General features: G+C 40.9%; 19 protein-coding genes and 1 riboswitch. Of the genes, 12 read left to right on the forward strand and 7 right to left on the reverse strand.

Annotation, left to right across the window (positions count from 1 at the left end; translation table 11 throughout):
- Nucleotides 1-172: 172 nt before the first annotated feature.
- From BK581_RS14595 to BK581_RS14605, 3 genes are all read right to left on the reverse strand, one after another.
- A complete protein-coding gene (locus tag BK581_RS14595) occupies nucleotides 173-832 on the reverse strand; it encodes a type 1 glutamine amidotransferase domain-containing protein (protein ID WP_078578850.1) in 660 nt (219 codons plus the stop codon).
- Between the two features lie 92 nt (nucleotides 833-924).
- Nucleotides 925-1,278, reverse strand: a complete 354-nt coding sequence (locus BK581_RS14600) for a PilZ domain-containing protein (protein WP_078578851.1) — start codon at nucleotides 1,276-1,278, stop codon at nucleotides 925-927.
- Nucleotides 1,279-1,445: 167 nt separating this feature from the next.
- Nucleotides 1,446-2,978 (reverse strand): FAD-dependent oxidoreductase, encoded by a 1,533-nt coding sequence (locus tag BK581_RS14605; protein ID WP_078578852.1) that lies wholly within the window; start codon nucleotides 2,976-2,978, stop codon nucleotides 1,446-1,448.
- Between the two features lie 463 nt (nucleotides 2,979-3,441).
- On the opposite strand from BK581_RS14605, the gene coaA reads away from it, so the two are divergent.
- A complete protein-coding gene (gene coaA / locus BK581_RS14610; RefSeq protein ID WP_372898823.1) occupies nucleotides 3,442-4,398 on the forward strand; it encodes a type I pantothenate kinase in 957 nt (318 codons plus the stop codon).
- 58 nt (nucleotides 4,399-4,456) lie between these two features.
- Here coaA and BK581_RS14615 read toward each other — a convergent pair whose 3' ends face one another.
- Nucleotides 4,457-5,629 (reverse strand): pyridoxal phosphate-dependent aminotransferase, encoded by a 1,173-nt coding sequence (locus BK581_RS14615; protein WP_078578853.1) that lies wholly within the window; start codon nucleotides 5,627-5,629, stop codon nucleotides 4,457-4,459.
- 239 nt (nucleotides 5,630-5,868) lie between these two features.
- Here BK581_RS14615 and BK581_RS14620 point away from each other — a divergent pair, with 239 nt between their 5' ends.
- The 10 genes from BK581_RS14620 (at nucleotide 5,869) to BK581_RS14665 (ending at nucleotide 15,608) form a co-directional block, all read left to right on the forward strand.
- Nucleotides 5,869-6,966 carry an iron-containing alcohol dehydrogenase family protein gene (locus BK581_RS14620; protein WP_095995557.1) on the forward strand — a complete coding sequence of 366 codons (1,098 nt, stop codon included), beginning with the start codon at nucleotides 5,869-5,871 and terminating at the stop codon, nucleotides 6,964-6,966.
- A gap of 65 nt (nucleotides 6,967-7,031) precedes the next feature.
- On the forward strand, nucleotides 7,032-7,823 hold the full coding sequence (locus BK581_RS14625; RefSeq protein WP_078578854.1) for a carbon-nitrogen family hydrolase: 792 nt from the start codon (nucleotides 7,032-7,034) through the stop codon (nucleotides 7,821-7,823).
- A gap of 273 nt (nucleotides 7,824-8,096) precedes the next feature.
- A riboswitch (SAM riboswitch) is annotated at nucleotides 8,097-8,200 on the forward strand.
- A 414-nt stretch (nucleotides 8,201-8,614) separates the two neighbouring features.
- Nucleotides 8,615-9,424, forward strand: a complete 810-nt coding sequence (locus tag BK581_RS14630; RefSeq protein WP_078578855.1) for a MetQ/NlpA family ABC transporter substrate-binding protein — start codon at nucleotides 8,615-8,617, stop codon at nucleotides 9,422-9,424.
- A 284-nt stretch (nucleotides 9,425-9,708) separates the two neighbouring features.
- Nucleotides 9,709-10,728 carry a methionine ABC transporter ATP-binding protein gene (locus BK581_RS14635; protein WP_078578856.1) on the forward strand — a complete coding sequence of 340 codons (1,020 nt, stop codon included), beginning with the start codon at nucleotides 9,709-9,711 and terminating at the stop codon, nucleotides 10,726-10,728.
- Nucleotides 10,725-11,417, forward strand: coding sequence for a methionine ABC transporter permease (locus BK581_RS14640; RefSeq protein WP_078578857.1), 693 nt, complete (start codon nucleotides 10,725-10,727; stop codon nucleotides 11,415-11,417). Before BK581_RS14635 ends, BK581_RS14640 begins: the two co-directional genes overlap by 4 nt.
- Before the next feature lie 19 nt (nucleotides 11,418-11,436).
- Nucleotides 11,437-12,570, forward strand: a complete 1,134-nt coding sequence (locus BK581_RS14645; protein ID WP_078578858.1) for an alpha-hydroxy-acid oxidizing protein — start codon at nucleotides 11,437-11,439, stop codon at nucleotides 12,568-12,570.
- Between the two features lie 165 nt (nucleotides 12,571-12,735).
- A complete protein-coding gene (gene pxpB, locus BK581_RS14650) occupies nucleotides 12,736-13,464 on the forward strand; it encodes a 5-oxoprolinase subunit PxpB (protein ID WP_245829066.1) in 729 nt (242 codons plus the stop codon).
- Nucleotides 13,465-13,480: 16 nt separating this feature from the next.
- The gene (locus BK581_RS14655) at nucleotides 13,481-14,251 is read left to right on the forward strand and encodes a LamB/YcsF family protein (RefSeq protein ID WP_078578859.1); all 771 of its coding nucleotides are present in this window, start codon (nucleotides 13,481-13,483) and stop codon (nucleotides 14,249-14,251) included.
- Entirely contained in the window at nucleotides 14,248-15,210 is a 963-nt protein-coding gene (locus BK581_RS14660) for a 5-oxoprolinase subunit C family protein (RefSeq protein ID WP_078578860.1), read from the forward strand. Before BK581_RS14655 ends, BK581_RS14660 begins: the two co-directional genes overlap by 4 nt.
- 17 nt (nucleotides 15,211-15,227) lie before the next feature.
- Nucleotides 15,228-15,608 carry a RidA family protein gene (locus tag BK581_RS14665; protein ID WP_078578861.1) on the forward strand — a complete coding sequence of 127 codons (381 nt, stop codon included), beginning with the start codon at nucleotides 15,228-15,230 and terminating at the stop codon, nucleotides 15,606-15,608.
- An 86-nt stretch (nucleotides 15,609-15,694) separates the two neighbouring features.
- On the opposite strand, the gene BK581_RS14670 is transcribed toward BK581_RS14665, so the two are convergent.
- The 3 genes from BK581_RS14670 to BK581_RS14680 all read right to left on the reverse strand — a co-directional run bounded on the left by BK581_RS14670 (nucleotide 15,695) and on the right by BK581_RS14680 (nucleotide 19,618).
- Complete coding sequence (locus tag BK581_RS14670) at nucleotides 15,695-16,411, reverse strand: 5-formyltetrahydrofolate cyclo-ligase (RefSeq protein WP_078578862.1); 717 nt, start codon at nucleotides 16,409-16,411, stop codon at nucleotides 15,695-15,697.
- Nucleotides 16,412-16,501: 90 nt separating this feature from the next.
- Entirely contained in the window at nucleotides 16,502-17,881 is a 1,380-nt protein-coding gene (locus BK581_RS14675) for a YjiH family protein (RefSeq protein WP_078578863.1), read from the reverse strand.
- Between the two features lie 504 nt (nucleotides 17,882-18,385).
- Entirely contained in the window at nucleotides 18,386-19,618 is a 1,233-nt protein-coding gene (locus BK581_RS14680; RefSeq protein ID WP_078578864.1) for an aminopeptidase, read from the reverse strand.
- 523 nt (nucleotides 19,619-20,141) lie between these two features.
- On the opposite strand from BK581_RS14680, the gene BK581_RS14685 reads away from it, so the two are divergent.
- On the forward strand, nucleotides 20,142-21,989 hold the full coding sequence (locus tag BK581_RS14685; protein ID WP_078578865.1) for an LTA synthase family protein: 1,848 nt from the start codon (nucleotides 20,142-20,144) through the stop codon (nucleotides 21,987-21,989).
- The last annotated feature ends 234 nt before the right edge of the window (nucleotides 21,990-22,223 follow it).

Raw genomic sequence — 22,223 nt, forward strand, 5'->3', positions numbered from 1 at the left:
TTCGATTTGAGTGGTCATCTCCTCTTTTAGCATGATGCCTTATAAGCCGGCACGTTTAATTCCCCCAAGTGACGCCACGCAAAAAGCGTCTCCCCCACATGTTGATAATAGGTTATCAACAAGCAAATGTTAAAAAGGGGGAGACGCCTATATCACTTACCGAAACTTACATTTAGTTTCTTAATGCTTCAACCACTTTATCGGCCGTGCTTTGACTGGACATTGGGTTTTGACCAGTAATAAGCTGACCGTCATGCACTGAATAATCGCTCCATTTATCGCCACGGACAAATTTGCCGCCACGGGCTTTTAACTCTGATTCAAGTAAGAAAGGAACGGCATCATCTAATTGCATTTCCCGTTCTTCCTCATCCGTAAAGGCCGTTATTTTTTTCCCTTGGACGAGAGGGGTGCCATCTTTGTACGTAACATTTACAAACGCACTCGGTCCATGACAAACCGATGCAAGAATCGTCCCGTCTTCTGCGTGTTCTTGCAGGAGTCTTTTCAGCATTTCATTTTCAGGAAAATCAAAAACGGTGCCGTGACCACCAGGTATAAAGACGGCATCGAACCCAGAGATATGTTTATCTGATAACTTCTCTGTATTAGTAAGCTTTGATTGTGCTTCTTGCCATTCAAATTTTTCCTCATCAGGCAGACTGTTCGGGTCAAGGGGGACTTGCCCACCCTCAATGCTTGTAACCGTGACATCAAAGCCGTGTTTAACAAATGTGGCATAAGGTGCGGCATATTCTTCTAACCAAAGGCCAGTGGCTTGGTCATTTATTGTTGAATGACTCGTTAACACCATCAATATCTTCTTAGTCATCATTAGCCTCCTTAAAAAGTTTCTCCTAATCTATTCCCATATGTACAAACAGACTAAACCTGTGTAAAGAGTTCAGATGGGGAGCGGTGTTATTAATAGCATTTGTTATAAGCTTTTAGCGCTGTTAGCATGTCTTTTTCATGTGTGTCGGTGGTAAGTTTGATCCCATAAATAAAGGCATTTTTATCACGTTTTTTCCAAAGAGGACGCCCCTGTACGGTTAGGAAGCAGTGTGCAATAGTGAATGTGAATGTCACTTCTAACTGTTTATTAACAGGAAGGTCAAGAGGCGCTTTTAAGCGTAGACCACCTAAACTGGCATTTAGAATCGTCCCTTTAGCTTGAGAAGAGCGATAGGGTTTCCCATTCAATGAACTTATAAAGAAAGTTGTATCAAGCGGGTGTCTAAATTCACATCGCATCGCTTCTTGTCGTTTATACCTCATGAGGCACCCCTTTCGAAATGTTTAATGACAATCACATGAAAAGGCGAAAAGGAATGTTATACCTTCTTTACCCTAGTGATCATCAATTTAATCATATCTCATCACATGCACTCACATGAGGTAACAGGAAGCAGTTTGGTGTTTTCCCCTTTAACTTTAATGTACATTTATTCGGGTAATGGTTTTAATGGTTCGTTAGCAGGACCTTCAATAACATGACCATTAACGTCATACCTAGAGCCGTGGCAAGGGCAATCCCATGTTCGATCACCGTTGTTCCAATGCACCTCACACCCTAAGTGTGTGCAAGTCGTATCAACGACGTGCATGTCCCCATTTTTGTCACGATAAGCACCAGCCCGTCTCCCGTTAACTGAAACAATTCCTCCTTCCCCAACACCAATATCGTCAATTTTTTTCGGTGCAGGCTTTAGCTTATCCGTAAAGAAACGCATCGTGGCATCAGAATTATGTTTTAAGAAATGTTTTAAGCTCGGATTAATTAAGAATCTGTTAGGGTCGAATAAGGCCATTTCCTCCGTTTCATTACCCACTACGTAATTTTTAAGCATAATAGCGGCAGCAGTCCCGCTTGTCATCCCCCATTTTCGATATCCAGTGGCCACAAAGGTGTTTGGTTCATTGTCCGTGAGAACACCTACATAAGGAATATTATCCAATGTGTATAAGTCTTGTGCTGACCAGCGATAGGGAAATTCCGTGGCGCTAAAAACATGCTCCGCATAGGATTGAAGTGCCTTATAGTGGTCAAATTGATCCTTACCTTGCCCCGTTTTATGGCTTTCTCCACCGATAAGTAAATAATTATCTCCATCAATAGTAGCGGAACGAATTGAACGTTTTGGAAGGGCGGTGTCGACACTTAAATACATGCCTTGAATGTTAGGAGCTTTAGCGGCAATAACATAAGAGCGCTCAGCGTGCATTTTCGTAAAATAATAGTTATTAGCATCGTAAAATGGAAAGTGAGTACATGACAAAACGAAATCGCTAATCAGGTAATTACCTTGTCGCGTTTCCAATACGGGACGATCTCCTTCTACCATGCCGGTTATTGTCGTGTTTTCATATACTCTTCCACCACGTTTTTTAAATGCCTCCAACAAAAAAGTTAAGTAGTGTAAAGGATGAAACTGGGCTTGCCCCATCATAGCTAAAGCTGTCTGTACAGGTTCATTGAAAGGAACCTCAGAGAGTCTCTCATGAGGAATTCCTAATGCTTCATAGGCTTTTATTTCCTTTTGGAGTGCGGTGGCACCTTGAGAGGAGGTGGCATAAAGAACAGCATCTTGCGTCTCAAAACCACAGTCTATCTTATGAGTGCGTACAATCGTTTCAATAAATTTTTTTGCCTCCTCATTTACGTTATAATAGGTGCGTGCTTTGTCAATGCTCGTATGTTTAATGAGTTCATGATAAAACAAGTCGTGCTGTGCTGTAATCTTTGCTGTGGTGTGTCCAGTTGTACCATGCAAGACTTTATCTGCATCAAGTAAAATCACATCAAACCCCTCGTGGACAAGTAAATAGGCAGCAGTTATCCCGGTAATACCGGCACCTACAACGACAACGTCGGCTTCCACGTTTTCTTGTAATGGTTCAGTATTAGAAAAAGAAGTAGATGCAATCCAGTATGATGAAGGGTCCTCAGGTAACTGAGATAAATGGTCATTAGTCATTGGCCTTCCCTGCTTTCTGTCCGTTTTTATTATTAGTCTCTGATGCTAGGCGTGACTCTATTCTTAGAAATGAAGAATTTTATTTGTGACATAACATTGTATGCCACAAATAAGGGGCAGTAGTGCAAATTGACTTCCATTAAAATAGTTAGTTGAAGTAGCTAGAGGACTCAAGACACTTAGCAAGATGATAAGGTAAATTAGGGGAAATGTAGGTGGCAAGTGACAACTATTAAGAGGCTCTAAAAACGAAGCAAAAATCTCGACATGAGATTAAAACATGTTATAATCTAGTAAACGATTTCAGTAAATTGTAAATACGTTGTTCAATGCCTTGTTAATATAAGCCGTAGTAAACAAGAGAGTGCCATGAATAAGCGATAAATAGTGTCCATTTTGATGGCAGTCGGTGTTAATAGCGGTTGATTTTATCCAAAAACTGAGTAATAAAGAAGGTGCACCGATGTCGATGGGAACGATAGAAAATTTAACGCCTTTTATGACGTTTTCCAGAGAAGAATGGGCAAAGCTCCGGCAGTCTTATCCTATGGAAATTACCCCGAGAGAGATCGAACGTCTGAAAGGGGTTAATGATGTTCTTAATATGCAAGAAATAGCTGATATATACTTACCGCTGACACGATTGATTAACCTTCATGCTGTTGCATCGCAAGAGTTATACCGCAGCCGCTACGTGTTTTTGCATAAGCAGGAAAAGAAAGTACCTTACATTATTGGGATTGCCGGAAGTGTCGCTGTAGGGAAAAGTACCATTGCCAGGGTGCTACACACTCTGTTATCCCGTTTTGATCACCATCCCAATGTGGACCTCGTGACAACAGATGGCTTTCTTTATGCGAATGCTGAATTGGAACGGCGAGGAATCATGAATAAAAAAGGCTTTCCTGAAAGCTACGACGTGCATGCCCTGTTATCATTTTTAGAAGAATTAAAATCAGGAAAATCCAGAGTTGAGGCCCCGGTCTACTCTCATATAACCTATGATATTGTCCCAGACGAAAAGCAGGTCGTGTCTCAGCCAGACATTGTTATTATTGAGGGTATTAATGTTTTGCAGCCTCCTAAAAGTCCAGGGAACGTCTATGATGATTTAGTGTACGTGTCGGATTACTTTGACTTTTCTATCTTTGTAGATGCAGATGAAGCCAACATTTTAAATTGGTATGTTGAACGGTTTAAAACGTTACGACAAACGGCCTTTAGGAATCCGGCCTCCTACTTTAAAAAATATGCTGCTCTCAGTGACACAGAAGCCTTTGAAACAGCTAAGAGCATATGGGATAACATAAACAGAAAAAATTTACACGAGAATATCTTACCTACTCGTCATCGCGCAGATTTAATTTTAAAAAAAGGGAAGCACCATTTAGTCAGTGAGATTAAAATGCGGAAAATCTAATAATAGAAAAAACCTTGGTGCCGTATGTGATATGCCCAAGGTCTTTCTGTTAAGGAGCTTAAAATAGATTTAGTTTTTCAATGCGTGCAGCCGCTTCACGGAGACGCTCTTCACTAGCCACAAGACCGGCACGAACGAACCCCTCACCATGATCACCAAAGCCTATCCCTGGTGCCACAACCACGTGGGCTTTTTCTAATAAGAGATCAGCAAATTCCTCTGAAGAGTAGCCGGCTGGAACAGGAAGCCAAGCAAAAAATGTCCCTTTTGGAGCTGGTACGTGCCAGCCTGCTCGTCGTAAAGCGTCAATGAAGAGGTCGCGACGCTTCTCATAGGTTGTGACGAGTTGACGGACGGCATCCTGAGGACTGACTAAAGCATGCATAGAGGCTTGTTGTACAGCGCCGAATAAACTCATATATTTATGGTCCTGCATAAGGTTAATTGTTTCGATGACAGAGGCATTACCAACAGCGAAGGCCGCACGCCAACCAGCCATATTAAATGTTTTAGACAAGGTATACATTTCGATACCGATCTCTTTTGCCCCTTCAGATTGGAGGAAACTTTGTGGTTTTTCACCGTCAAACCCGATGGCAGCATAAGCGAAATCATGGCATACGCAAATATGGTGCCTTTTAGCAACCTCAACTGTTTCATTGAAAAATGACGGCGTAGCCATCCCGGCTGTAGGATTATTTGGATAATTTAAAAACATTAGTTTTGCCCGATCTAAAATGTCTGAAGAAAGGCTAGCATAGTCTGGTAGAAAGTCATGTTCTGCTCGTAAAGGCATAAACGACGTAGACGCTTGGGCTATAGCGATCCCTGACATGTAGTCAGGATAGCCAGGGTCAGGGAGCAGAGCTATGTCTCCAGGATTCAATAGGCATTGGCTTAAGTCGACTAACCCCGTTTTAGACCCTGCTAAAATAGCTACTTCTCGTGCGGGATCAAGTGAGACATTGTACTCTTTTTTGTAAAAATCACTGATCGCTTCTTTTAAAAACAGTTGACCGCGAAAAGGAGAATATTTATGATACTCGGGATTATCGGCTGCATACTTCAACTCGTCAACAATATGGGTGGGAGTCGGTAAATCTGGATTTCCTTGACCGAGATTTATTACATCATGTCCAGCGTCTGTTAAATCATGGGCTTTTTTCACAAGCTTAGCGAAAAACTGTTCAGGTAATCTTTTTACCGTATCAGAAGGCTCAAAACGTCTCATAAGTGTCACACTCCATTATTTATAAACTCATTAAATGTTAAATCGGCAAGGGACCGATACAATAAGATAAACGAGCAATTTTACTTATTAATAGCCATTGTACGTTATTTTGGTAAAGGAGAGAAGTGGTAAAGTTTGAAATCTTGACACTTTACGTAGACTAGTGTCATAATTTGCATAATTATTCATGTGTCGAACAGAAAATATAATGAGATTAATTGATTGTAGAGGTGAAAAGTGTGAGTCAGATAACTGTACAAGGGGCACCAAATATATATGTGTGTGAAGCAGGAGCATTAACTAGGATGGAAGAAGTGATTAAAAAGCAAGGGTTTAAGAAAGGGGCGCTTATTCATGGCGTGAAATCATGGGAAGCTTCTCATGAGAAGTTTGCATCGCTGGATCTCACTCTCACTCATATGCTATATGGTGGAGAATGCTCAAAGGTGGAAGTTGCTCGAATGGAGCAGGCTGTCCTCGCTGAACAAGCCGACCACTTAATAGGTGTGGGAGGCGGGAAAGTATTAGACCTTGTTAAAGCGATAGCTCATACTGTAAATAAGCCGTATATTCTCGTACCAACATTAGCATCTAACTGCGCCCCGTGGACACCTCTGAGTGTTTTCTATGACGAAAATGGAAAGTTTATTAACTATGAAATCTTTCCTCATAATGCGTTTATGGTTGCTGTAGATCCGGAAATTATCATTCATTCACCTAAAGATTATTTGAGGGCTGGTATAGGAGATACGATTGCTAAGTGGTATGAAGCAGAGGTGCTTATCCGAGACATGGCGCCCAAGCCTCTTGCTATAGAAGTCTCTATACATGCTGCACAATTATGTCGTGATGTCCTTATTGATGAAGGACTGGACGCCATTAAGGCATTGGAGGAAAAAGCCGTCACGCCGTCATTTATCCGTGTGATAGAAACGATCATTATGGCAGGGGGGATGGTCGGTGGTTACGGGGATCGATATGGCAGAATTGCCGGTGCTCACGCCATTCATAATGGCCTAACAACACTTCCTGAAACACATTCTTGTTTACATGGTGATAAAGTGGCTTACGGTATTCTTGTCCAGCTTGCTTTGGATAATAACTTAGAAGAAGTCACGACATTATTGCCGTTTTATAACAGATTAAACTTACCTGTTAGTCTGACTGATCTTAACGTGTCTGGAAATTTAGCTGATGCTTTTAATAAAACAGCGTCTGCTGCTACTAAAGAAGGTGAGTCCATTCACTTTATGAAACACTCATCAATGGAAGCTGTGGAGGCAGCGATGAGTCAATTGGAAGAGCACGTTCAGTCTTACTTTAACTTGGCAAAGTAGTGGCGTCACGAACATATACGAACGAAAGCAACTTACAATGGTTGTGACTAGAGAAGGAGAGGGAAATGGGCTTAAAAATAGCACTTATTCAGATGGATATTGCCTTTGGTCAGCCTGAAGCTAACTACAATAAGGTGAGTGAGCGCTGTCGGGAAGCAGTTGAAAAAGGCGGTGCGGACATCATTGTTTTACCTGAGTTATGGACGACAGGTTATGATTTAGCTGCTTTAGATCAGATTGGAGATAACGAAGGGGAGAGGACATGGTCGTTTATCTCAACGTTAGCAAAAACCTACGACGTTCATATTGTTGGCGGTTCAATCGCCAAAAAAAGCGGGAGTCATATAACAAACACAATGCTCGTGGTTGATCGAGAAGGAAAGCGCGTTAAGGAATATAGTAAAGCACATCTTTTCCGTCTAATGAATGAAGAAAAATACCTCATACAAGGAAATGACGATGGCTTATTTAAGTTGGACGGCCATTTATGTGCCGGCGTCATATGTTACGATATCCGTTTCCCTGAGTGGATTCGTACCCATATGCTGCAAAACACGAAGGTATTATTTGTTGTGGCTGAATGGCCGGAGTCAAGAATCGACCATTGGCGTGCGCTCTTAGTGAGCAGAGCGATAGAAAACCAATGTATTGTTGTAGCGTGTAATAGGATTGGCTCAGATCCTAATAATGTCTTCGGTGGTAATTCAATGATTATTGGCCCATGGGGAAACGTCATTAAAGAAGCAGGTAATGAAGAGACGATCTTATATGGAGAAGTAGAACTAGATGACGTTAATCACGTAAGAGAAACCATTCCAGTATTTGATGATAGACGAATCGAGTTGTATAAGAACTAAAGGAATATCAACTCGTTAAAGTGGCTATCATAGATAACTGTCCGTAAAACGACCGTCTCAAAATAGAAAAGAGAGATAACGGTCGATAATGTCCTGATTCGCTCAACTACCAATCAGTAGGAGAAGAAGGAAAGCCCTAACTGATTGAAGGTTCGTTTTATTCGACAAAGTGATCTAATATTCTAAAAAAACTGACGTTATTTTAAAAAATCAATTGACATTTTATCTGACACTGTGTAAAGTTATGATAACACTCAAACAATTAAATACACTTTCTTATCCAGAGAGGCGGAGGGACTGGCCCTATGAAGCCTCGGCAACAGACTTTCAAGTCCATGTGCCAACTCCAGCAAGCGTTAAGCTTGAAAAGATAAGAAGAGACAGGATTTAGGCAAACCTCTTCTTATTTTTTAAGAAGAGGTTTTATTTTACCTGGAGGGCAACAAAGCTAAAAGAATGACGGGGAAAAGGGTGATAGAGTGCCGTTTTGAATTTTTATAAAATTCCGTTTATTCAATCAGGTAAATGTCTGCGCGATAGTGTGAGTATCCTTGTTCCTGAGTGGTCTGTTCTATACAGAGAATACAAGTGATATCAAGTGTGTAACAGCCCTTGCCTCACTGTCAGTCATGGTTAAGAAATTAGTTGTTAACATTCTAGTCATACCCAATCTTAAATTCTTACAGTTATTATTCCTTATTTTATTAGTGCGAGAATGTTACAACTACACCAACGGCAGCACCGTCTAAAATGCTATTAAAATACAACAAAGAGAAAAGGGGATGTAACACATGAAAAAATTATTATCAATTACAACAGTGTCATTGTTAGGAGTACTTACTGCATGTGGTGGTGGAAACTCTGAAGGGGAAGCATTATCTGAAGAAGAAATTTCAGTGGGTGTCACCGCAGGCCCACATGAAGAAATCATGGAGAAGGTAGCTGAACTAGCGGAAGAAGAGGGACTTACTATTAATGTAGAAGTATTTAATGAGTATGTTATGCCTAACGTGGCGTTAGATGAAGGCGATTTGGATGTGAATAGTTTCCAACATATGCCGTACCTCGAAAACTTTAGGGAAGACAGAGGTTTAGATATCGTAGACGTGGCGACAACAGTTAACTTCCCAATGGGGCTTTATTCAGTAGAAGTGGATGATGTGGCTGACATTGAAGAAGGCGATACAATCGGATTACCGAACGATCCGACAAACGGAGCTCGGGCCCTCATCCTATTTGAAGACGCAGGCCTTATTACGCTGGACGAAGAGGCAGGTGTGGCGGCAACTGTCCGTGATATCGAGGAAAATCCTTTAGACCTTGAATTTGTAGAATTAGAAGCATCACAAATTCCACGTCAATTAGATGAAGTGAAAGCCGCGGCAATTAATACGAACTATGCCATTGAGCATGGTTATGTGCCGACTGAGGATTCTGTGTTTATTGAACCGGAAGATTCGCCTTGGGTAAATGTGATTGCTGTTCGTGCTGAAAATAAAGATGACGCTGTAGTCGCTAAACTTATTGAGATTTATCAATCTGACGAAGTGAAAGAATTTATTGAAGAAAACTTCGCAGGCTCAGTTGTTGCCTCTTGGTAATTTAGAAGCTAGACGATTGAATGTCCCGATAAAGGGACATTCTGTCGTTTATCGCAGATAACTGTCCGTGAAAATCCTCCGTCCAAATAGAGCAGAGATAATTCTATTTAGGCGGAAGTTAACGGGCGCTAATGTCCTGATTGACGCAACGACCAATCAATGAGAGAAGAACGAAACAGCCCTCTGCTTGAAGAGACGTTTTATCAAGTATAGAGTCATATTTCTTCATACAGTAAATGTACGTTTACTTAAAGACTATTTTTGTAACGTGAGGAGTCGTTATCGTGATACAACTTAACAATATTTCAAAAGTATTTTCAACGAAAAAGCACGATGACGTAGTCGCTTTAGCCAATGTGTCGCTAGAAGTGAAAAAAGGCGAGATATTTGGCGTGATCGGGTATAGTGGCGCCGGAAAAAGCACGCTCGTCCGTTGTGTAAACCTCCTTGAGAAACCTACTTCAGGAGAGGTTATCGTCAATGGCCAACATTTAAATGATATGTCAAAAGAAGATTTACGGGCAAATAGGCAAAATATCGGTATGATCTTCCAAGGGTTTAATTTGTTAAAAACAGCGACTGTTTATGATAATATTGCCATTCCGTTAAAACTGGCGGGTGTGGCTACAAATGAGATACCTCAGCGTGTTGATAAATATTTACAGGTGGTCGGTCTGGCCAACAAGAAAAATGACTTTCCAAATCAATTGTCTGGTGGTCAAAAGCAACGCGTAGCAATTGCAAGGGCGCTCTCTCATGAGCCTGACATTTTACTCAGTGATGAAGCGACCAGTGCATTAGATCCTGAAACAACAGATGCCATATTAGAGCTACTATTAAAGATTAACAAAGAATTTGGTATTACAATCTTACTCATTACACACGAAATGCATGTTATTCAAAAAATTTGTGACCGTGTGGCTGTGATGGAAAATGGTGAAATCATTGAACAGGGAGATGTGATTGACCTTTACTCCAATGCTAAAAATGAGACGACTAAACGCTTTATTCAAAGTATTTTTCCCCATGACATTCCTAACGATATACTGGATGAATTAAGTCAAAAAGGGCCTGTTATTAGTTTGACTTTTGTAGGAACATCAGCAAATAAACCAGCTCTGTCAGCTGTCTCGAAAAAATTTAACGTCCATACAAATATTTTATCGGGCAATATTGTGCAATTAAAGGACAAACCGTTCGGTAAGCTTATTGCTCACATTGAAGGGGATAAAGTGGACACAGATCAAGCCCTTGCGTATTTACGTGATGAAGGCGTTCAAATAAGTGAGGTGACAGTGTCATGATTGGCTTAATAGAATTTTTTGTACACTTTCCTGAGTTTCTTGATCGATGGGGCGATATTATTTGGAGCAGTACGCTTGAAACTTTTCAAATGGTAGGAGTATCATTATCCATTTCGGTTGTTATTGGGTTGCCATTAGGAGTTCTACTCGTTTTAACACGACCTGGTAAAAGCATGGATAATCGGTTGCTGTATTTAACACTTAACATCGTGATCAATATATTACGGTCAATTCCGTTTATTATTTTGCTTTTCTTCCTATTGCCGTTTACGAAGTTAATAGTCGGGACGTCTATCGGCGTAAAAGGGGTTATCCTCCCGCTCGTTTTTTATACAGCTCCCTATATTGCGCGATTAATGGAATCAGCCTTATTGGAAGTGGATAAAGGTGTTTTAGAAGCTTATGAAGCAATGGGAATTAAAACCCGTCACATTATATGGCATGTCATGGTGAGGGAAGCGAAGCCGTCGATTATTTTAGGCTTAACGATAGCGGTTATTGGCTTAATTGGTGCCACAGCGATGGCTGGCCTGGTAGGAGCTGGGGGATTAGGTGACTTAGCTTATCGTTACGGTCATCTTCGTTATGAACCAGAAGTTATGTATGTGTCCATTATCGTTCTGATTATCTTAATCCAAGGAATTCAATCAATTGGTAACTTGTTAGCGTCTAGAGCAAAGAAGGACTAATTTAAAGGGGGAACTCTGTGTGGCAGCTTTTGATGTATCTGGTGATTATACAGTGACTGTGGAGGAATGGGAAGCATTAGCGAAGCGTACGTTACCAGCACCCGCTTTTGACTATGTAGCCAGTGGATCAGGGGCAGAGGAAACCTTGACTAAAAATACGGACGCATTTCGTAGGTGGGATATTGTCCCGAAAGTCCTCACTGATGTGTCGGAAAGGGACTTGTCTGTCCACTTACTAAATGAGAAGCTAGAGACACCACTGATGCTAGCACCTGTTGGCTTTCAGACGATCATTCATCCAGAAGGTGAGCTAGCAGCGGCAGGAGGAGCAGCTGAATTAAAGGTTCCTTTTGTAGCCAGTACCGTGTCCTCTTTCTCCCTTGAAGAGATTAGTGCTAAAATAAATGGCCAAGCCCCCTGTTACTTTCAATTGTACTGGCCAGCGGATGACAATGTGGCTGCCAGCTTTGTAGCACGCGCAGAAGCAGCTGGTTATGCAGGGATTGTTGTGACGGTCGATACGCCCTTGCTTGGCTGGCGGGAAAAAGATATGCATCATCGCTATTTTCCGATTGAGACAGGCGCAGGCATCGCCAATTTTCTTAATGATCCTGTTTTCCAAGCAACATATAATCAGGATGGAGAGCTGCATGGGAACGAACAGATTCCAGCAATTAAACGCATCTTATTAAGACAAAATTTAACATGGGATAGATTAGCCTGGCTAAGACAACAAACCACATTGCCTATCATACTGAAGGGGATCATGGATGAAGAAGATGCCCTGTTAGCACTTGACTACGGAGTAGATGGGATTATCGTGTCAAATCACGGGGGAAGGCAGCTTGATGGCACGGGTAGTGCGCTTGAGGCCCTCGCTCTCATTGCCGATAAAATTCAAGGCCGGATACCACTTTTAGTAGACGGAGGCATAAGAAGAGGCCCCGATATTATAAAAGCTCTTGCTTTAGGCGCTGATGCAGTGCTCATCGGTAGGCCATATATCTACGGATTGACTGAAGGGAAGCAAGGGGTAAAAGCGATACTTACAAGCTTGCTAAAGGATTTAGATACGTCTCTTGCCATTACAGGGAGAACTCATATCTCATCAATAAATCGGTCGGTTGTTAGACAGTATCAAGGGTTTAAGTAGCAAGCAAACATGTGAAGTTGCACTGTTTTCTTAGAGGCAGCTTCTTTTTTTTGAATTCTGTATAATATAACTAGGAATGGTCAAACCGATGAACGGGATCGGTGCATTCCTGACAAGCAATCTGTTATAATAAAACTCAAATCTTTCCTGAAGGGAGAGAAGCTTATGTATCCGATGTTTTCACCTTTAGGCGATCGTGCCATACGTATTACGTTTAGTGATCGGTTGAGCGAAGAAGCCAATGCAGTAGTAGGTCGAATGTATAACCGAATAAAACAAGCAACACTCTCTTATATGACTGAAATGGTGCCGGGGTATGTGACGTTAACGATGTATTATGCTCCAGAAAAAGCGCCTGCTTATAAAACCTTGATACATGAATTACGGCGAATTGTAGATATGACGTCATCAGAGATCAAGCAGGAGAGAAAAACACGTCATATAACACTTCCAATCCTGTATGGGGGAGAAAAAGGTGTTGATTTAGAGGAGGTTGCTCAATATAATCAGTTAACACCAGAAGAGGTTATTAAGCGTCATTCTACCACTATTTATCATGTATACATGATGGGATTTGCCCCAGGATTTCCTTATTTAGGAGGTATGGATGAAACTATTGCGACCCCGAGAAGACAAACCCCTAGAGGGCACGTAAAAGCAGGTTCAGTAGGAATCGCTGGCGCGCAAACAGGTGTTTATTCTATTGATTCACCAGGAGGTTGGCAAATAATTGGTCATACCCCGGTGAAGTTGTTTGACAAAGAGAGCTCTCAGCCTATATTACTGCAAGCAGGTGACCGTCTTTCATTTAAGCCTGTTACGGTGACGGAATATGACGATATTTTTGAGGCATGTGAGAAAGGAATCTATCAACCTGAGATCGAATTGAGATAGAGTGGAGGTGGAAACAATGAAAAGAAAGTCAGTCGATTTAAATAGTGATATCGGCGAAAGTTTCGGCCTCTATCGTATTGGGCAAGATGAGGAGGTTCTGTCATTTATTACATCAGCTAACGTGGCTTGTGGTTACCACGCAGGAGATCCTAATGTGATGCATCAAACAGTTAAGCTGGCGAAATCACAAGGTGTCGCCATAGGTGCCCACCCTGGACTACCTGATTTACCGGGCTTTGGACGGCGTGTGATGGAAGTGACACCAGAAGATGTGTACAACATGACAGTCTATCAAGTAAGCAGTCTACAAGGGTTTGCGCAGTTGTACCAAGAATCCCTCCATCATGTTAAACCGCATGGGGCATTATATAATATGGCAGCGAAAGATCCTGTTATAGCTGAAGCGATTGCTTCGGCTGTGCGAGATATTAATTCGTCATTAGTTCTTTTTGGCCTTGCAGGAAGTGAACTTGTCCGTGCAGGAAAGAAATTTGGGTTAAAGGTAGCGGAAGAAGTATTCGCTGATAGAGCATATGAACCTGATGGATCATTAAGGTCCCGTACAGAAGAAGGAGCTATCATACATAATACACAAATAGCAAAAGAGAGAGTGTTACGTATGGTTGCTGAGGGAGTGGTTTTAGCTACAGATGGCACAGATATTCCCATTACGGCAGACACGATTTGTGTCCATGGGGACGGTGAACAGGCACTCACCTTCGTTAAAGAATTGCGAGCGATGTTTTTAGCACACGACATAGAGGTGAAGGCTGTGACGCGAACATGATTTCACTTATTAAAGTAGAAGAATCAGGGTTACATACGACAATACAGGATAGTGGAAGATATGGGCAACAGGAATATGGAATAGTCCCCTCTGGACCTATGGATCCCTTTGCCTTCAAAATGGCCAACCTGTTAGCAGGGAATGCTTTTGATGAAGCGGCGATTGAAATGACCATGGTCGGGCCGAGTTTAACATTTTTAGAGGACACCGTTATCGCTGTAACGGGGGCACACTTATCTCCTACCGTTGATAATGAAAAATTACCTATGTGGACGAGTGTTTATATTCGGAAAGGACAAACGCTGAGATTCGGTAAACCCAAATACGGGGCAAGAGCGTATCTGGCCATAACCGGAGGAATGAAAACAGATAAAGTTCTAGGCAGTAGATCAACCCACACTAAATCCCAACTTGGTGGAATTAAAGGTGAGGCGCTTGAAACTGGGGATGTGGTACCAGGGATTCATTACGATAAAGATGAATTAGATAAGCGAAAAGGGAAAAGTCTTGCTCATAGTTTACGTCCGGTTTACCAGTCTCACCATATGGTACGTGTTATACCGGACGTTCAAGAAGCTTATTTCAAAAAGGAAGACGTGTCAACCTTTTACACACACGCTTATAAGATTACGCCTCAATCAGACAGAATGGGTTATAGGCTAGAAGGTCAGAAAATAAGAAGAAACATTAACGAAGACATTTTATCGGAAGCAGTGGCTTTCGGCTCTATACAAGTCCCTAGTGACGGTAAACCAATTGTACTAATGGCGGATAGACAAACAACAGGAGGCTATCCGAAAATTGGAACGATTATTTACCACGATTTATGGAAAGTTGCTCAGCTCTTGCCTGGTCAAACGATCTCATTTCAAAGAGGGACAGTAGAAGAAGGACACAGATGGCAACTTTACGAAGATAATTTATTTAAAACATTGCAAATGGCATGTCAACAAATTTAATGAAAGGGTGTTTTATAATGAGTAAACAACCAATTCAAACGACAGAGGCACCGTCAGCGATCGGTCCGTATTCACAAGCTGTTCAGCTAGGAGACATGATTTATGCCTCAGGTCAAATAGGGCTTGATCCGGAGACAGGCGAACTTGTTGATGGCTTGGAAAATCAAACCCATCGTGTTATGAAGAATGTCACAGCTGTTTTAAAAGCGGCAGGATGTGAAATAAATGATGTTGTGAAAACACTTATTTTTATGCAAAACATGGAGGATTTCACAACAGTTAATGAGATTTATGCATCCTATTTTGAGGAGCCTTATCCAGCTAGGAGTGCCGTTGAAGTGGCTCGTATGCCAAAAGGAGCCTTGGTAGAAGTAGAAGTGATTGCTAAGAAGAAATAAGAAGAGAGGTTGTTCTTTCATAGAACAACCTCTTTTTAAGAAGGCGTGGTTTGTTGCTGAAAAACCCCCCATTAATGCTGAAACATTTATTGATGTGTTAAGCGCCAAATTTCATTTAACACTGGCATGGCTTCACGTTCCTCATCTGTGACGAGTTCCCATTTGATTCCCGAAGGCTTACTGTCTGTTGCTCCTGTCTCAAGGACTTTATCTTCTGTGACGATATAATCTAGTGTGAGGTCAAAATCATCTGTGCTAAAATCGTCGTTAACGAGTTGAACCGAATTGATTGTGCCGATCACAGGCATCGGAGGATGACCTAGTTCGCGAAGAATGGCATATTCCCGGTCCGCATATCCTTCCCCTTTACCGATTCTACGTCCATCAGGATGGACAGCTACGGAACCTGCAAACAATAAATCTACAGTCGGCAGCTCATGTAATGGTGTGACGTGTCCGTATTGATGGATATGCTTTAAGCTAGCAGCTTTTTTCTCTTCCCCAGGCGGCACATTCTCAGGTTTTACTTGAATAAAACCATCCTTTAATCTCGGAGTTGGCACAAGCAATGTTTTGCCATCTTTTATGACTTGAGCACGGATGGGTAATTGTGGAGAATCAGGATTGACCTTTACAACGTGTGCTGCCTTATAAACATCTAACTGAAATACGAGAGCAGCCGCTTTTTCTGCCCCTTTAAAATTAGGGATTCTTCCTTTTAAAGGAAATGGAAACCTTCCGACTTTTTCGTTCATCATTTTTTCCCATATATGCTCTCTAACGGCTTGTTTATCAATTGGCATACGTTATCACCTCTTCTTGCTAATGTAATGGATTTCCTATACAAAAACAAATAAAAGCTCTGACCATTCATGTGAGTCAGAGCTTCGTCATTAAAAAATAATATGGGCGATTGCTACGATAATTGGTAATGAAATAATCGTTCTTTCTAGAAAAATAATAAATAGCTCTTTTAAATTTAACGGAATTTTTGAACCTAGTAATACACCGCCAACTTCCGATAAGAAGATTAATTGAGACACAGAGAGAGTGGCGATAATAAAACGCGTCATCTCACTTTCAATTCCTGTTGCAAAGAGAGCAGGAAGGAACATATCAGCAAACCCGACGATAATCGTTTCAGAGGCAGCCGCAGCTTCAGGGACTTGCATGAGCTCAAGAAGTGGAATGAACGGCATCCCAAGCCACGTAAATAGCGGGAATGTCTCACTTTCAGCGATCACAAGAGCGATCGTACCAAACGCCATAATAACAGGTGCAACACCGAGCCACATATCAAGAACATTTTTACTGCCATCCTTAAAGAATGATACAATACCAGGGCTTTTGGAAGCTCTTAACTTTGCTAAATGAAAGCCGTATTTTAAATTTCCGAAAGATTGGTTAGCAAAAGCATCCGGCACCGTTTCATCTAGCTTACTTTCCTTACCATCAATATATTCTTGAGGTTTTCGGGATAATGGTGGAATCCTTGGCATGATTAAAGCGGTCACGATGCCTGTCACAATAACAGTTAAATAAAATGGGAAAAACATATGCTGAAGGCCAACTTTGTCAATGACCACGAGAGAAAAGGTAATGGAAACGACAGAGAATGTTGTGCCAATAACAGCTGCTTCCCGCTTCGAATAAAAGCCTTCTTCATATTGCTTGTTTGTTAAAATAACACCAATGGTCCCATCACCTAGCCAGGAAGCAAGTGAATCAATCGAAGATCTGCCTGGAAGTGTAAAGAGTGGGCGCATAATTTTAGCTAGCATACTGCCAAAAAACTCAAGAAGACCAAAATTTAGAAGCAACGGTAGAAACAACCCTGCAAATAAGAAAATAGTAAATAAGAGCGGTAATAGATCGCCTAGTAGGAGACCGCCTGTGTCAGCAGAATAAATCGCTTCAGGCCCAATTTGAAAAAGAGTCAAAATAGCAAAGATGGTCGCAACTAATCTAACGATAAACCAAAATGGTGTGACATCAAATAGATTTTTTAAGAAGGTGCTATCTTTAATAGTTTGCTTAGGTGCTAACTTACAAATGACTGTCCCTAAAAAACTAACGAGTATAACACACGTCATTATAGTAGGAAGGTAGCTTATAAGCATCCCTTCTAATCTGCTAGATAATAATGCAATTGGAATGGTAAATCCATCGCCAGTCGGCACTGGCGTCATAAATAAACCGACACCGATCAGTGACGGAATAAGGAATTTCCATATAGCAAACGGCGATGTTTTTTGTGTATGATTAACAGCCATGTCTTTCACCTCATAATAAATAATTATTCAATAAAATTAATTTTAATGTATAATGATGACTAAATCAACCACTAAAAAGAATAAATATTCTTTTGAGATGATCTTTCACTTAAAAGAGAGGGAAAGAATACTATTATGACTAAATAATTCATTCTGGCTATTCTCAATAGGAGAAAATTTGAAGGTCATATGTTATTATCATGCTGTTTTTAAGTGAAGTGAGATCGATTATATGGCGGTCTTCACAGGAATAATACGAAGAGAGAAGGCTCTTTATTGACTCATCAATGCTCTCTAAGAACGCTATCCCGAAGAGCTCGAGTGATTTACTCGTCCGTAAAATGTCTGCTTCAAATTTCAGGAGGAAGATGACGGACGCTAATGTCCTAATTCACGCAATTACTAACCAGTGGGAGAGAACGAAGGCGTCGCCCACTGATTAAAGGTTCTTTTTATCACGTATTTAAACATATCACGAGATTTTAGACACAATTAAGCAACAAGTTAAATAGCCCATTCTCCTTTAAGAAAGACAGCTTCTGTTGTTCCGTCGCTTAGCACCCCTTCAATATCCATGTCAGCAGAGCCGATCATAAAATCAACGTGAGTAATGCTCGTGTTTAAACCAGCTTTTCGCAACTCATCACTTGACATTTTAGCCCCATCTTTTAAGCACGTGGAGTAGGCACTGCCAAGGGCAATATGGTTTGAAGCATTTTCATCATACAGTGTGTTATAAAACAGAATGCCAGATTGAGAGATCGGTGAACTGTGTGGAACGAGCGCTACTTCCCCAAGGCGTGTTGCACCTTCATCTGTTTCTAATAGGTGTTTCAATGTTTCTTCACCTTGTTCTGCCGTAAAATCAACTACCTTTCCATCTTTGAATGTTAAGGTAAAATGATCAATAACATTACCGCCATAATTCAATGGTTTCGTATTAGTCACTGTGCCATTTACGCCATCGGACTTTGGTGCTGTAAACACTTCCTCTGTCGGCATGTTAGCTACGAAATGGACCCCGTCTTGTGTAGGTCCGCCCCCGCCAAGCCAGATGTGATTGTTAGGCAATTCAATTGTCAAGTCAGTCCCAGGGGATTTGAAATGCAGCTGTCGGTAATTTTTATTATTTAACAAGGCAGCTTTTGTTTGTAAGGTGTTGTCGTGTTGCTTCCATTCCGCCACAGGGTCGTCAGTATTAATACGTGTCGCTTCAAACAATGCTTCCCATAATTTACCCATTTGTGTGTCCTCAGGTTCATTAGGGAAGACTTTTGCGGCCCAAGCTGGAGATGGTGTAGAAATAACGAGCCAGCTCACCTTATCTGATTGTATGTATGAGCGGAATGTGTCCATCGCTTGACCTTGAACTTTATTCTGGGTCGCGATTTTTTCACTATCTACGCCCTTCAATAGATCAGGGTCTGTTGACTTTATCGTCATGAAGGCTGCCCCGTTTTCAGCCATTGTTTCATATCCTTCTGCTTTCCATTTGGGGTATTCTTTAAAAGATTCAACTGGCGCTTTATCAAAGCGGATACGGGTTAGTTCTTCATCATGCCACTCCACATGAACAAGCTTTGCTCCAGCATCATACGCCTTATGAGCGACTTTACGGGTGAACTCAGCGCTACTTAACGGAGCATTAATGACAAGTGTTTGCCCAGATTGGATATTTACACCGATTTTGACAGCTAATTCAGCATATTTATCTAACTTTTCTTCAAATGTAGACATTATGGTCATCCTTTCCATTTTCAAGTGTCTTATTAATTTTATCAGCTTTTTAAGAGGAAAGAAACTTCGGGACTCTAAAAGAGTAAGCGATTTTAAATGTACGATTAAAGTGTAAAAGAAACGGGTAGGGCATTAACTAACCGTACCTATAAAATGAACCTTCAATCAGTGAGAATTTTAGTTCTTCCCCCACTGATAAGGAACACAAGCTAACGTCTTCGCGTCCTGCGAAAACGCTTGTGTGACCAACATCCTGTTGGCCCGAGTTAATCAGGACATTAGCGTCCGTTATTTCCGGCCTAAATAGAGTTAGCTCTCCTCTCTATTTTGAGCAAGAAATTTTACGGGCGCTTATCTGTGATAAATCTGTAAAAGCATGTAAATCGCTGTAATACAATTGATGAAAGGTGTTCTTCCCTTTATAATTGGAATGATATTTTCATTTTTAAAGGAAGGTGACGTTTGTACGTATTTGTCGCTTTTCCTAGATAATATACAACTAGAATGAAAGGATTGTCCTCAGATGAAAAGCTTTTTAAATGCACATCGTTTTATGTTGTTTTGTCTAGGAGTCCTTTGGCTAAAAACATTTATTGTCTCTACTCTGATTTTCGACTTAACGATAAATCAGTTTCTAGAAGCTATTGTGTTTGCTTTGAATCCGTTGGCATTTTTACTTGTCGTATTTAGTTTGGGATTGTTGCTTAAAGCAAAATACCAAAGACTCTATTATTTTTCAGTGAGTATCTTATTAACGATCATTCTTTACGCTAATGCTGTTTATTATCGTGAATTTTCAGATATTATTACACTCCCTATGCTGGTGATGGGAGGAAATATGGGTGACTTAAGTACAAGTATAGTGGAACTTGTTCAATGGTATGACGTACTATTCTTTGTGGACTTGATGCTTATTGCTACTTTAATGGTGAAACAACCGGACTCACTTGTAGTCAACCGAGTGTCTTTTAAGAAAACCCGTTCAAAATATGCTGTATTAGCTATTGTAGTGGCGACAATTGTTGGTGCTGGACAGATCGATTTAGGTGAACAGCGTAGTCATTCATTTAATAGAGACACAGCTATTGAAAGTATGGGAATTTATAATTTTTATGTCTATGATGCTTACCTCCATTTAACAACCCGATCTCAAACGGTTTTTGCTGATCGTGATGATTGGGAGATGATTGATGAACATTTGGCAGAAAATAACGTTAAGCCTAATGCTGATTATCATGGGGTAGCAGAAGACATGAACGTCGTCGTCCTGTCGATGGAATCAGTGGAGGCATTTGTAATAAATGAGACGATCAATGGTGAGGAAATTACTCCATTTTTGAATGAATTAATTGAAGATAGCTTTTATTTTGAAAACTTTTATGACCAAACAGGTCAAGGAAAAACATCAGATGCCGAATTTATGATTAACAACTCACTTTATCCTTTAGGGCGTGGTGCTGTGTTTCACACACATTCTGATAATGAATTAACACCGTTCCCGCGAGCTTTACAACATAATGGCTACTATACAGCTTCTTTTCATGCGAATGACAAGACCTTTTATAATAGGGATATTATGTACGAAAATTTAGGATATGATCATTATTTTGATATTCAATCCTATGAGGTAACAGGTGAAAACTCAGTGGGATGGGGTTTGAAAGATGTGGCATTTATGGAGCAGTCCATGGCTTATATGGAAGAATTACCAGAACCGTTTTTTGCTACGATGCTTACATTAACAAATCACTTTCCTTATGAATTAGATGAAGAAGATCATTTTGTTGATCCGTATGACTCGGATAGTGATATTCTCAATCGGTATTTTCCCACGGTCCGTTATACAGACGAAGCGATCAAGACATTATTTGATGAGATGAAGGAGCAAGGCCTCTATGACAATACGATATTCGTGTTGTATGGTGATCACTATGGTATTGCAGAAAGTCACTATAGCCAGCTGTCTGAGTTTCTCGGCTATGACATTACACCGGATGAAGCCATGAAGTTAAATAGAGTTCCGCTCATTATTCACATTCCAGGAATGGAAGAAGAGGCGAAAACAATTGACACTGTGTCAGGACATGTGGACGTGATGCCTACACTATTGAACCTCCTAGGCGTTTCAGAAGAAGAGCATGTTATGTTCGGAAGAGATTTATTAGCGGAAGGCCGGGATGATTTTGCTGTTCTGAGAAATGGAAATGTGGTGACAGATGAGGTCATTTATACGAAAGAAACATGCTATGATGCCTTAGATGGTACAGAGCTGGATAGCACATACTGTGAAAAGGACTTGAAGCGAGGTCAGCATGAACTTAATTATTCTGATGAGATTATTTACAGTGATCTGATTCGTTTTAAAAGGTGATTGTCAGGTAATTTCTTATTCTTTTATAACGTGAGATGTAGGCGGGATGGAGGTGTTCACTTCCTATGCCCGCTTTTTCACATTCATTAGGTTAACACCTATATGTCACAGATAACTGTCCGTAAAATACCCGTCTCAAAATAGAGAGCAGAGAAAATATATACGGCCGCTAATGTCCTGATTCTCGCAACTACTAATCAGTGAGAGAAGTACGAAAACTTAATTGAAGGGTGT

This window comes from Salipaludibacillus agaradhaerens, assembly GCF_002019735.1.
GTDB lineage: Bacteria > Bacillota > Bacilli > Bacillales > Salisediminibacteriaceae > Salipaludibacillus > Salipaludibacillus agaradhaerens.